The organism is Bradyrhizobium sp. STM 3557 (assembly GCF_045571465.1).
Classification (GTDB): domain Bacteria; phylum Pseudomonadota; class Alphaproteobacteria; order Rhizobiales; family Xanthobacteraceae; genus Bradyrhizobium.
In genome coordinates, this window is record NZ_CP120697.1 from 4785305 (window position 1) to 4797552 (window position 12248).

General features: G+C 63.0%; 11 protein-coding genes. 7 read left to right on the top strand and 4 right to left on the bottom strand.

Annotated elements, in window-relative coordinates; genetic code table 11:
- The first annotated feature begins 31 nt into the window (after positions 1 to 31).
- The 4 genes from P6U24_RS21925 (at position 32) to P6U24_RS21940 (ending at position 4866) form a co-directional block, all read left to right on the top strand.
- Entirely contained in the window at positions 32 to 1369 is a 1338-nt protein-coding gene (locus P6U24_RS21925; RefSeq protein ID WP_407154580.1) for an amidohydrolase, read from the top strand.
- Between the two features lie 312 nt (positions 1370 to 1681).
- Positions 1682 to 3022 (top strand): LLM class flavin-dependent oxidoreductase, encoded by a 1341-nt coding sequence (locus P6U24_RS21930; RefSeq protein WP_407154581.1) that lies wholly within the window; start codon positions 1682 to 1684, stop codon positions 3020 to 3022.
- Positions 3023 to 3141: 119 nt separating this feature from the next.
- Positions 3142 to 3309 carry a 50S ribosomal protein L33 gene (gene rpmG, locus P6U24_RS21935; RefSeq protein ID WP_008960778.1) on the top strand — a complete coding sequence of 56 codons (168 nt, stop codon included), beginning with the start codon at positions 3142 to 3144 and terminating at the stop codon, positions 3307 to 3309.
- A gap of 204 nt (positions 3310 to 3513) precedes the next feature.
- Positions 3514 to 4866: a protoglobin domain-containing protein gene (locus P6U24_RS21940; RefSeq protein WP_407154582.1), complete on the top strand. Its 1353-nt coding sequence runs from the start codon at positions 3514 to 3516 to the stop codon at positions 4864 to 4866.
- Between the two features lie 20 nt (positions 4867 to 4886).
- On the opposite strand, the gene P6U24_RS21945 is transcribed toward P6U24_RS21940, so the two are convergent.
- Both P6U24_RS21945 and P6U24_RS21950 read right to left on the bottom strand, forming a co-directional pair.
- Positions 4887 to 5657 carry a hypothetical protein gene (locus tag P6U24_RS21945; protein ID WP_407154583.1) on the bottom strand — a complete coding sequence of 257 codons (771 nt, stop codon included), beginning with the start codon at positions 5655 to 5657 and terminating at the stop codon, positions 4887 to 4889.
- An 8-nt stretch (positions 5658 to 5665) separates the two neighbouring features.
- Positions 5666 to 6556 carry a MipA/OmpV family protein gene (locus tag P6U24_RS21950; protein WP_407154584.1) on the bottom strand — a complete coding sequence of 297 codons (891 nt, stop codon included), beginning with the start codon at positions 6554 to 6556 and terminating at the stop codon, positions 5666 to 5668.
- Positions 6557 to 6905: 349 nt separating this feature from the next.
- On the opposite strand from P6U24_RS21950, the gene P6U24_RS21955 reads away from it, so the two are divergent.
- From P6U24_RS21955 to P6U24_RS21965, 3 genes are all read left to right on the top strand, one after another.
- Positions 6906 to 7586, top strand: coding sequence for a response regulator transcription factor (locus P6U24_RS21955; RefSeq protein WP_407154585.1), 681 nt, complete (start codon positions 6906 to 6908; stop codon positions 7584 to 7586).
- Entirely contained in the window at positions 7583 to 8953 is a 1371-nt protein-coding gene (locus P6U24_RS21960) for a sensor histidine kinase (protein ID WP_407154586.1), read from the top strand. The genes P6U24_RS21955 and P6U24_RS21960 overlap by 4 nt, the downstream gene beginning before the upstream one ends.
- 301 nt (positions 8954 to 9254) lie before the next feature.
- Positions 9255 to 9770, top strand: coding sequence for a DUF2231 domain-containing protein (locus P6U24_RS21965; protein WP_407154587.1), 516 nt, complete (start codon positions 9255 to 9257; stop codon positions 9768 to 9770).
- Positions 9771 to 10049: 279 nt separating this feature from the next.
- Here P6U24_RS21965 and P6U24_RS21970 read toward each other — a convergent pair whose 3' ends face one another.
- Positions 10050 to 10460, bottom strand: coding sequence for a DUF1127 domain-containing protein (locus tag P6U24_RS21970; RefSeq protein WP_407154588.1), 411 nt, complete (start codon positions 10458 to 10460; stop codon positions 10050 to 10052).
- Between the two features lie 429 nt (positions 10461 to 10889).
- Positions 10890 to 11867, bottom strand: coding sequence for a catalase family peroxidase (locus P6U24_RS21975; RefSeq protein WP_407154589.1), 978 nt, complete (start codon positions 11865 to 11867; stop codon positions 10890 to 10892).
- Positions 11868 to 12248: the final 381 nt, after the last annotated feature.

Sequence of the window (12248 nt, forward strand, 5' to 3'; positions counted from 1 at the left end):
ATCGAGCGTCACAGACGCCGGAGGCCGATCGATGAAGCACGTTCTCCCTGCCCTGCTCCTATCCGCTGCGCTGGGCGCGCTGCTGCCGGCGCAGGCCCGCGCCGAGCTCGACGTACCCGCACTCAAGAACACCATCGCCAGCTCGGTCGAGCGCGACTACCCGAAGCTCGATGCGCTCTACAAGGACATCCACGCCCATCCGGAGCTCGCGTTCCAGGAGGTCAAGACGGCCGCCAAACTCGCCGCCGAGATGCGCGCGCTCGGCTTCGAGGTCACCGAGAATGTCGGCAAGACCGGCCTCGTCGCGCTGTATCGCAACGGCGACGGCCCGACCATCATGGTGCGCACCGAGCTCGACGCGCTGCCGATGGAGGAGAAGACCGGGCTCCCCTACGCGAGCCACGATAAGACCGTCTGGAACGGCCGCGAAACCTTCGTCGACCATAGCTGCGGCCACGACATCCACATGGCGAGCTGGGTCGGCGCCGCGAAGACGCTGGTTGAGCTGAAGGACAAATGGCACGGCACCTTGATGTTCATTGCCCAGCCCGCCGAGGAGATCGTGTCGGGCGCCAAGGCGATGATCGCGGACGGCCTGTTCACCCGTTTCCCGAAGCCCGATTTCGGTTTCGCCCTGCATGATGGCCCTTTCGCCTATGGTAACGTCCTTTATCGGGTCGGCATCGGCTCCTCGAACTCCGACAGCCTCTTTGTGAAATTCCATGGCCGCGGCGGGCATGGCGCGGCGCCGCAGATGACGATCGATCCTGTCATGATGGCGTCGCGCTTCGTCGTTGACGTTCAGAGCGTGATCAGCCGCGAGAAGGACCCGACCGAGTTCGGCGTCGTCAGCATCGGCGCGATCCACGGCGGCACCGCCGAGAACATCATTCCTGATGACGTCACCCTGTTCGGCACAATTAGGACCTTCAAGCCGGAGGTCCGCACGAAGATGCTGGCCGGCATCGAGCGCACCGCCAAGGCAGTCGCCGCGATGGCGGATGCGCCGCCTCCCGAGATCAAGATCGTTGAAGGCGCTAAGGCCGTCATCAACGACGCGGGCGTGGTCGCCACCGCCGAGAAGGTGCTGAAGGTCGCCTTTGGCGACAAGTTCAACACCTCGCCCCCGGGTACGCCGAGCGAGGACTATTCGGAGTTCGTCAATGCCGGCGTGCCGTCGATGTTCTTCAACATCGGCGTCTATGAGCCGGAGCGCGTCACTGCGGCGCGCAACGGCAGCGGCCCGCCGCTGCCGTCCAACCACTCGCCGCTGTTCGCGCCGGTGCCGAAGCCGACCATCGAGACCGGCGTCACCGCGATGACCCTCGCCGTGCTCTCGGCCTTCGACGAGCACGCAAGAGGGAGGTAGAGCGAGCCACCCGGCCATCTCACTCCGCCGTCGTCCCGGCCAACGAGCGTAGCGAGTGCGAGCCGGGATCCATACGCCGTGAACGATATGTGAGGCATAGTCTCGGCCATTCGGGCCGATCGATGGATTTCGCGGTATGGGTCCCGGCTCAAGGCCGGGACGACAGCGTTTCCTGCATTGCTTTGCGTCGCCCGGAATGGCGATGCTACAAACACCGTGAAAAACAAAATCGTGTTCTGCGGGTCATCTGATGGCGCGCCCCCACACGGTTCCTATGTCAATGGCAGGAGCAATCACCGCGGACAAGCGCCCATGGCCCCCAATCAACCGGCCCAACGTCAACTCAAGCTCGGCGCGTTCATGCGCCCGGTTTCGATCCACACCGGCGCGTGGCGCTATCCCGGAGCCTGGCCGGACGCCAATTTCAATTTCCAGCACCTGAAGGACCTGATCCGCAAGCTCGAGGCCGGCAAGTTTGATGCCTTCTTCATGGCCGATCACCTGGCCGTGCTGAACATGCCGATCGATGCGCTCAAGCGCAGCCATACCGTGACCTCGTTCGAGCCGTTTACGCTGCTGTCGGCGCTCTCGGTGGTGACCGAGAACATCGGCCTGATCGCGACGGGCTCGACCACGTTCGATGCGCCCTATCACGTGGCGCGCCGCTTCGCCTCGCTCGACCACATCTCCGGCGGCCGCGCCGGCTGGAACATCGTCACCACGTCCAATCCGGACGCTGCGCTGAATTTCGGCCTCGACGACCATATGGAGCATGCCGAACGCTACAAGCGCGCCCGCGAATTCTATGACGTGGTCACCGGTCTATGGGATTCCTTCGCCGACGACGCCTTCGTGCGCGACGTCGAAAGCGGGCTGTTCTTCGATCCCGACAAGATGCACGTGCTCGACCACAGGGGCAAATATCTGAAAGTACGCGGACCGCTGAACATCGCCCGTCCCGTGCAGGGCTGGCCCGTGATCGTGCAGGCCGGCGCTTCCGAGGATGGCAAGCAACTCGCCGCCGAGACCGCGGAGGCCGTGTTCACCGGCGGCGGCAGCCTCGCCGATGGACAGAAGCTCTATGCCGACATCAAGGGCCGAATGGAAAAGATCGGCCGCGACCCCGAGCACCTGAAGATCCTGCCCGGCGCCTTCGTGGTGGTCGGCGACAGCGTCGAGGAGGCCAAGGAGAAGCGCGCGCTGCTCGACAGCAAGGTGCATTACGACAGCGCGATCGCCTCGCTCTCGGTGATCCTTGGCACCGATGCCTCCGGCTTCGACCCTGATGGACCGCTGCCCCCGATCCCGGAGACCAATGCCTCAAAGAGCGGCCGGCAACGCCTGGTCGATGTCGCTGCACGCGACAAGCTCACGGTGCGCCAGCTGGCGCAGCGGGTCGGCGGCTATGGCGGGCTCTCATTTGTCGGCACGCCGCAAGTGATCGCCGACCAGATGCAGGAATGGCTGGAGAGCCGCGGCAGCGACGGCTTCAACATCATGTTCCCCTATCTGCCGCAGGGCCTGACCGACTTCGTCGACCGGGTGGTTCCGGAGCTGCAGCGGCGCGGGATATTCCGGACCGAGTATGAGGGACGGACTTTGCGGGAAAATCTGGGCCTGCCGCGTCCGAAAAACCGCTTTTTCGAGGGTTAAGCCCCTCGAATCCGGCCCCGAAACCTTGACTTTGGGCGCCGGGCGGCTAGGTTGCGCGCCATCTGCGCCCCCTCTTTGGCCGGCGCCCCATTCCCTATCGATTCCTGAGGTTTCAAGACATGGCCAAAGCGGTCACCATCAAGGTCAAGCTCGTGTCCTCCGCCGACACCGGCTTCTATTACGTCGCCAAGAAGAACTCGCGCACCATGACCGAGAAGATGGTCAAGAAGAAGTACGACCCGGTCGCGCGCAAGCACGTCGAATTCCGCGAAGCCAAGATCAAGTAAGACGCGGGACATCTACCGACTTTCCGACGGGGCCTTCTGGGCCCCGTTTTTATTTTAGGCGATGCCGTGCGCGCGATCGGCGAGGCCGCTCCGGTCGAATTTTGCGCGTCGGGTAAGAAACCGGAAACCAAACATTTGCAATTGCCGGAGTAGCTAAGAAGCAGCCCTTCAACGCGCGCCTCCGCCTCGCATTCCGGATCACCGATGACCGACGCTCACAGCCTTCAGACCCGCCTCGACTTCATCGGTATCGATCGCGCCAGCAGGGACGCGCTTCGCGAGCTGCGGCCGCTGATCGGCAAGGCCCTTCCTGGCCTGCTCGACAAATTCTACGCCCATCTTGGCAAATATCCGCAGGTCGCACGGCTGTTCGCCGACCCGGCCACGGTCCGCCGGGCCAAGCAGGCGCAGATCGATCATTGGAGCGCGATCGCGAACGCCAAGTTCGACGACGCCTACGTGACATCGGTGACGCGGATCGGCCAGACCCACAGCAAGCTCGGCATCGAGCCGCGCTGGTACATCGCAGGCTATTCGCTGATCGTCACCGGCCTCAACAAAGCGATCGACACCGAGCTGGCCGACGGCTGGTTTGCAAGCGCAGCAGCGCGCGAGAAGAAGACGCTGATGCAGGCGGCGATCACCCGTGCCGCGATGCTCGACATGGATCTTGCGATCACGGTCTATCTCGACTCCGCCAGGCAGGAGCAGCACATCGCCATGCGCAAGATGGCGGATGATTTCGAAACGACTGTCGGCCGCATCATCAACAACGTGTCGACCGCCTCGCAAGAGCTCGCAGTGGCGGCGGGCACGCTGACCAAGACGGCCGAGAAGACCCAGCAGCTCTCGACCAGCGCGGCCTCGGCCTCGGCGCAGGTGTCGAGCAATGTGCAGTCGGTCGCCTCCGCGACCGAGGAGATGACTTCCTCCGTCAACGAGATCGGACGGCAGGTGACAGCCTCGACCGGGATCGCCGAGGAGGCGGTGCGGCAGATCGAGCAGACCGACATCGGCATCAGCGAGCTGTCGCGCACGGCCGAGCGGATCGGCGACGTCTTGAAGCTGATCACCTCGATCGCCGCGCAGACCAACCTGCTCGCGCTCAACGCCACCATCGAGGCCGCGCGCGCCGGCGATGCCGGCCGCGGCTTCGCGGTGGTGGCCTCGGAGGTGAAGGCGCTGGCCTCGCAGACCGCGAAAGCCACCGAGGATATCAGCCAGCAGATCGAAGGCATCCAGTCGGCGACGCAATCCTCGGTCGCCTCGATCAAGCGGATCGGCGGCACCATCAAGCAGATCTCCGAGATTGCCGCCGGGATCGCCGCCGCGGTCGAGCAGCAGGGCGCGGCGACGGGTCAGATCTCGCGCAACGTCCAGGAGGTCGCGGGCGGCACCGCGCGGGTCGCCGGCAATATCGGCGATGTCAGCCAGGGCGCCAATGCGACCGGCGCGGCCTCGGCGCAGGTGCTCTCCTCCGCCCACGCGCTGTCGAAGGAGAGCGGGCTGCTCAAGCAGGAGCTGGAAAGATTTCTGAAGAACGTCCGCGCCGCGTAAGCAAGACCGGCGCGGCAGGTCTATTGCTTCTGATCGACCAGGTGCAGGTCGCTCAGCGTGTTCGGAAGGCTGCGGATGAGAAGGTCTACGACCGCGCGACGCAGCGTCTCATTCGGTTCGTCGACATTTGCGTCGATCACGAGACTGGGGCCGGCGAGCCGGATGCTCGATGCATCGTCGGCCGGCCCGGCTGCCAGTTTCTCAATGACGTCGAATGTCTTGCCATCGATGACCCTCACCTCATAAAGCGCATGGAGCAGGCCGAATGACTCCAGAACAGCGCTGTAAGTGATCAGGCCGACACCTTCGACCTTCCGGTTGCCGCCGCCGAAATTGGCCTTGGCCTTGGTAATGACGATGTAAGCGTCGAGTCCTTGCGGCGACACGTCGGTCTGAACGAGCTTCTTGAAGCGATCGCCGCGAACGAGATCGACGGCAGCGATGGCTGACTCCTGGATCGCCGCGAAGGTGGCGCGCGGATAGCTGACCGGCTGCACCTGGAAGCGGACGCTCAGCGCTTCGGCGACCCGCTGCGCGATCAGCTCGTCGAGCCCCCAGGACGCGATCGACACGCTTCGCGCGCTGTTGCCAAGACCCGTGAGCCCCGCCTTTGCCAGAGTGAATTGATCGCCGATCGCCGAAATAACGCCGATCGTCTTCACCGATCTGAGCTTCTGGTCCCGCGTCTCGAACAACGCATGCGCGTCGCTGCTGAGGACAAGAAGGATGGTCATCGCGATACAAAACAGGATGATCATCGCGATCCAGGCAAATCGACTGGCGGTGTGCATCGCGCCCCCTACCGGATCTTGAAGTCGAAGGAGTAGGACGCGCCGATGCCGACCGTCATCTGGTTCACCGATCCGCGCGCCGTCACGATCGGGCTTTTTGCCGCGTCACCGAGCAGCCGATCATATTCGACGTAGGAATGCACCTCCCATTGCGGATTGATACGATATTTCACCTGCGCGCCCGCGCCGGCGGAATGCGCACCACCCTTGGCATCGAACATCGCAAGCCCGGTCGCCATCGCCTGAGCGGCATCGACGTTGAAATAGGGCGCGACCGCCTTGGTGCTCTCCCAGGTGAAGCGCGGGCCGGCCGAGACGGTGATTGCCCGCGTCACCGGCACGATGAAATCAGCCGAGAAGTCGGAGACGACGCCCTGATGACCACCAAAGCCGCCGCGCGTCTCGTTGCGCAGGCGAAACCAATCGACAGGAAAATATTCGATGAAGCCGCCGAGCTCGAACGCTGCCTTGACGTCGCCGAGGCCGCTCAGCCCGGCATAGTCGCCTGCCTTGCGCGACGGCACGAACTTGCCCGCAGGGCCCGCACGGAAATTGCCGAAATCGATCAGCGCAATGCTTGGGTTGTCGCGCGGGCTGCGAAACTGCTCCACCGAGCCGGCTCGCCGGATGGAGAAGATCGGGACCGGGCTGAACGCGCTGTGGTTCGCGCCTTCGAAGTCCGGCCGGTATCTGCCCTCCGCGCCGATCATGACGGTCCAGGCGCTGCCGGAGACCGGCGGCAGCAACGGCAGCTCAAAAGGAGGCGCCGGTAAGGTGAATGCCGTCTGGGCCGATGCGCGGTCGCAAGCGGCTAGCATCGCGTTGAGCGTTGCGGCGAGGAGAGTTCGGCACGCGCCCCTCGCGAGGATGCAGAGAGCGGCTTCGATCGTAAGCTTCATTGAAGGGACCTTTGACGGCGGGCCTCTCTGTCAGGGCCGCTTGATGTCGATTCGAACCCGCTCCAGATCGCCGGCCAACATTGCCCCAAGATTGCCGCGCGCCATGCTCGACGATGACGTGAGCGAGCGGCTGCCAAACATTGCCCGAACATTGCCTGAGCCGCGGCTGATCGCTTTTCTTTACGCAGTGCCGGCCGATGGCCAATCCGCCGTCGCTTGCTCTCGTCAATCGCGCTGCGTAAGGAAAGATGTCTGCCGAACCCGAGCGCCACAATCGGGCCAAAGAGCGCGTGTCACGATCCCTGCATTTGTTGGCGGCCCGCTAAGGAAGACCCAAGGAAGTTTCATCGTGCGCTCCCTGGTGATCGAAGACGAACCACAGATCGGCGCCTATCTCAGTCGCTTGCTGACGCAATTGCACGGTGTGGTCGATACGGTGGATTCGATTTGCGACGCCCGGCATGCGCTGAAAACCTTCAAATACGATCTGGCGATCGTCGACCGCATGCTGCCCGATGGCGATGCACTTGCGATCGTCACGGCCTTGAGCCAGTTGCCGGAGCGGCCGGCGATCATCATGCTGACTGCGAAGGATGCCAAGGAAGACGTGATCGAGGGCCTCAATGGCGGCGCGGACGACTATCTCGGCAAGCCGTTCGAGCCGGATGAGTTCATCGCCCGCGTCCGGGCGGTGCTACGGCGGCCGCGGCTCCTCGTTCAGCCGGCACTGTCGTTCGGAAACGTCGAGCTGCATCTCGGTAGTAATGAGGCCGTGGTTGGCGGCCATAAGGTCTTATTGCGGCGGCGGGAAGCCTTGATCCTGGCCGCGCTGTTGACGCGGCGCGAGCGCGTCGTCACCCGCGCCGCCCTGATCGATGAGATCTACGGCTTCGATGACGAGATCGAATCCAACACGCTGGAGGCGCAGGTCTCGCGGCTTCGCAAGAAGCTGTCCGAGCTCGGCGGCAATGTCGAGATCCGCAGCATGCGCGGTATCGGCTATCTGCTCAGATTGGCGCAGAGCCGATGAAGTCGATCGCCCGGACGTTTACGCTGTCGCTCGGCCTTGCCGCAACCGTCCTCTTCCTCGCCATGATCGCCATCGCCGTCTGGCAATCGCAACTGCGCGAATATGAGCCGGTGGTGTGCCGTGTCGCGGCCGGCATTCTCTACGATTCTGCAGTCGTCGATCCCGGCCATGCGCTGACCATCCGGTCCACGCCCCGCGTCGAGGAGCTGAAATCGATCAGCCCAAATCTGTGGTACGTCGTGTCCTACGAGAAGATGATCACCGAATTCGGAGGTGAGCACCGGCCGGCCCTGCCGTTCTCGCTTCCCTATGGCGGACCGGTCGGTTTCTCGGTCCTCAACACGCTCGATCAGAACGCGACATTCTGCCTGGCCGTGATCCCATGGGGGCCCTCCGATCTGGTCATGATGGTCGGCGGAGCGCAGGTGCGTTTCGGCCAGATGCTGATGTCGTTCGTTGGCCGCAATATTTTCCCCCTCTTTCTTGTCGCCTTCGCCTTCGCGTTGATGGTGTTGATCGGCGTATGGTTGTCCGGGCGCTTCGTCGCGCGCGGAATCGATCGCGTGACGCGGCGCGCGCTTGCGATCGACCCGTCGGCGCCGCAGGGATCGATTTCGCTCGATGAAGTCCCGGTGGAGCTCAAGCCCCTGGTGGAGGCGCTGAACCGCGCCTTCGACGAGATCAACGCCTACATCAAGATGCAGCGCCGTTTCCTCGGCAATGCGGCCCATCAGTTGCGAACGCCGCTGACGCTGCTGCGGGCCAAGATCGAGGATGTCGCCGATCCTCAATTGAGGATCGCGCTGGTGCGCGACATGCGTCGGCTCACCTCACTCGTCTCGGCCATGCTGGACCTGGCACGGCTGCAAAATCATGCGATTGCAAAGCGGCCGATCGATCTTGCCGAGGTGGCGCGCGACGTGCTTGCCGATTTCAGCCCGTCGGCGCTGGATGCGGGAATCGAACTGGCGCTGGAGCAGGACGAGGATGGCACGGTCGTGCAAGGTGTGGAGGCCGCCGTCCGCAGCGCCCTCGCCAATCTGGTCGGCAATGCGTTGATCCACGCCGGGGGCGCCAGACGCATCACGGCAACAATCGGTTGCGGCAGCGTGTCGATCAGCGATGACGGAGCCGGATTCTCGCCCGGCGACGAGCGCACCTTCATCGAGCCCTTCCAGACCGGCAACGCTGCAGATGGCGGTGCCGGCCTTGGCCTGTCGATCGTCCAGGAGATCATGGCCGCTCATGGCGGGGAGTTCATCATCACCTCCACACCAGGCGGCGGAACAACTGCGAGCTTGCGCTTTCCGGAAGCGACCGCCGGAATGCCGGGCGAAAGCAGATCCGGCAGTGTGGAGACGGCCTGATCGGCTCGCCCCTCGCTGCAAGCACCGGCGGACGGCTGCTCGTCCCTTCGAAGTGGACAGCTCGTGGATTTGGAGAACACAGGGTTGTTTGTTCTGCTTTCCGAAACGTCATGGCTTCCGATCCCAAAGCAACTCGCATTCGCGGATATCTGCATCTGACCCGAGCCGATCGTGGATATGCGCGCAGGCGCTTGCGCATTTGCGAAAGGAGCCAAATTCCTGCGCCGCATCAATGTCCAACAGGAACCAGCGGGACCATTGGAGATTGTTCCGAGAGATTGCTTCGAGAGCGAGGTCCGCCATGAGCATCAATCCTGTTAGTACAGCAAAGCTCGGCACTCACCCGCTACATCCGATGCTGATTCCATTTCCTGTCGCCTTCCTGGTCGGAGCGCTGGTCACGGACCTTGCGTTCATCGCAACGGGTGACGGTTTCTGGGCGAGAGCATCGACATGGTTGATCGGTGCAGGCGTCGTGATGGCACTTGTTGCCGCCGCGGCCGGCTTTACCGATTTTTTTGGTGAGCCCCGAATCCGGGCACTGAACGATGCCTGGTATCACATGTTAGGTAATCTCACCGCGGTCGTGATTGCGCTCATCAACTTCGTCCTCCGCTACGGTCAGGGCGCTGAAGCCACCATCAGATCCTGGGGCTGGATCCTGTCGCTGGTGGTCGTCGGCATCCTGCTATTCACGGGGTGGAAAGGCTGGGAGATGGTCTATAGCCATCACGTCGCCGTCCTCGATGCACCGGGCCAGACCGGTTCGGAGCCGATGACGACACCCCGGGGCGGCCCAGGACGGCGCGCGGCCTAGTCTAGCCCGGGATCACCGCAATTGTCAGGCGGAAACACGCGCCAGGCTTGTCGGGCGGATAGCGTTGGCGTAGTCCGCCCTTTCACGACGCTTAGAGCGTTTTCAAGCGAAGTGGACACCGGTTCGCGTCAAGAAAACGCGTCAAAACAAAAGACTAGAGCCCCGTTCCGATTCAATCGGAACGGAAAAGGCTCTAGAGAAAAGTGGCGGATCACGCTTCGCTGATCCGCCCTACATGTTGCGGCTACGACATGCAGAATTGGTGACGACTGCCATCCGTTACGTCACACCTCGGGACAACCAGAGATATTTCGTGTCATCTCTGAGCCTCTCAAGAGCTCGGTGAGCGGTGATGTAGTCGATCTCACCGGGCGTCAGGCCGATATCCATCAGCTGCCTCTCATCAAGGTCACGCAGGCTAACTCTCATCCTCCGACGTCGACGCCCTTCCTGAAGCGCACGCCAGTGCTGCTTGAGCGAGCCGAACAGGCTCCGCCCCGGTGCAGCCGGTGGTCCAGCAGCGTCTTTTTCCGTCGAAGCGTCTCTCAGCGTTGCGATGGACGCATCGGGGCGCGCAGCTGTCAAAGCGTCGCCCATGACGTCTTTCACCAACGCGATGGCGACGTCGAGGCTTAGCCCTGCGGCATCGCGCCCGCGCTCGGATGTGGGGTTCGTCGTGTGGGGTGGCATCGGATGCTCCTGCTGTTGTGCCGGCAAGGAGCATGGCCAAACAAAAGGCCCCGTCCGATGCCGGCGGGGCCTGGTGAAACGATCGCGTCGTCGAAATCCTAGCGCACGTCTCCTTCCACGGCCCAGCGAGAGCGGGTCATGTTTTTACGGTTGGCGGTGCGCACGACGTTGATCATGCTACGTAGTTACCACGGAGATCGCGCAAGATCAAGCGATGTTCCGGTGTTGCCCGCATCGTGGAGACGAGCTCCCCTAGCCCAACGCGAAATCTCCCTGGTTCTGAGCTCGACTGAGCGAAATGCAAATCCCTGCGCCAAATAACTGATTTATCAAACCCTTGCAGGTCGCAGGGCGGATCGGCGCCAGCGTAAACGCGATGTTCGCTGCATGCACGACATCTGGCATGTCGCGCGAGCAAGAACGGGAAGTTCACGGATTGCGCCGGGAGAACGACACGGAATAGGCGCCATTGCGGACGTCGATCATCGGATCATCAGACTGCTCGATGCCTTCTGTGAGTTGCCCCGGCAGAAACAGCAGCTTCTTCTGCGCCTCGTCGCTATCGGGCACGGCCTTGTCGATCGTCAACACGCCGAGCTCGACCAGCTTGCGGTCGTCGGGCCAGGGCTTCGCCGGATCCTTGGTGGAGTCGCCGGCCGCACCGAGCTGGGCTTTGAAGTGAAACGTCACCGGGCCCTGCTTCAACCGTTGCGGCAGCTCCTGCATCAGGAAGTCCGGCGCGCGCTTCGCAGCCTCAGCCTTGTCCAGATGCACGATCGTCTCGGGCAGCATCTGATAGCGAATGGCCTGCCGCTCGCCGGACTTGTTGACGAACACGAACGCATTGATGCCGAAATAGGCCTCATGGGCCAGGCTGTCCGGCGTGGCGACCGTGGCAAGGGCGGCCGGGACGGTGGGGTGGCTCGCGGCGAACTGCTCCAACTTGGTCGGCTTGGCCGCGTCCGGCGGGCTTTGCGAGATGGCGACGAGCAGGTCATGAAATTCCTCGCTTGTCGACACCGGGAAGAACTTCAGCGAATTGATCACGATATCCATGTCGCTGCCATCAGGCAGATGAAACTTCACGGCCATGCCGTGCGGATTGGCGTCGTCGGAGCCGTCAGGCAGGTCCGGCACGCCTGTGGAGTCGGAGAAGCGCACCGTCACCGGAATCTCGGCGCCGCCGAACAGCGCCGCGCGGCTCAACCCGGCAGCTTCCGCGGACGGCTTGAAATGCCCCTCGACCACGACGCCCTTGGCGTGATTGGCGCGGAATCCGGCATGGACTCCGAACACCTTGTTCATGTCGTTGACGAGCCGTTCCTCGAGCGGCGCGTCCTGCGCCAGCGCAACGCCCGGCAAGATCGAGCCAAACCCGATCAGCACAGCAGCTATTTTGCAATTCATCTTGGAGGCTCCTCCTGTCGCGAGCACATCATAACAGCATGAATCGGCACGAGCGCCTTTCATATCAGCACGGCGAAACGCGTGAGCCCGGGGACCAGAGCCGCTGATCGCGGCGACGAAACCAGCGCGATCCGCGTCACGGCGGGAGCGCTTTCGAACTTTTTTCTGGTCGAAACGATCGCGTGTCGAAACGATCGCATCAGGACCCGCTTTTATCGGCACCATCTCCCTTGCTCCAATTCGCGGATGAGCTTGCCTCCTGTGCCGCACCACCGCGGCGCACTCATTCGTCGCGGAATGGCGAGCTACGCTAAGGCCAATCCGCCCTACGAATTGAGCTATGTCCAGTCAAGTCCGCCATTCGCCGACGGTGGCTATGAG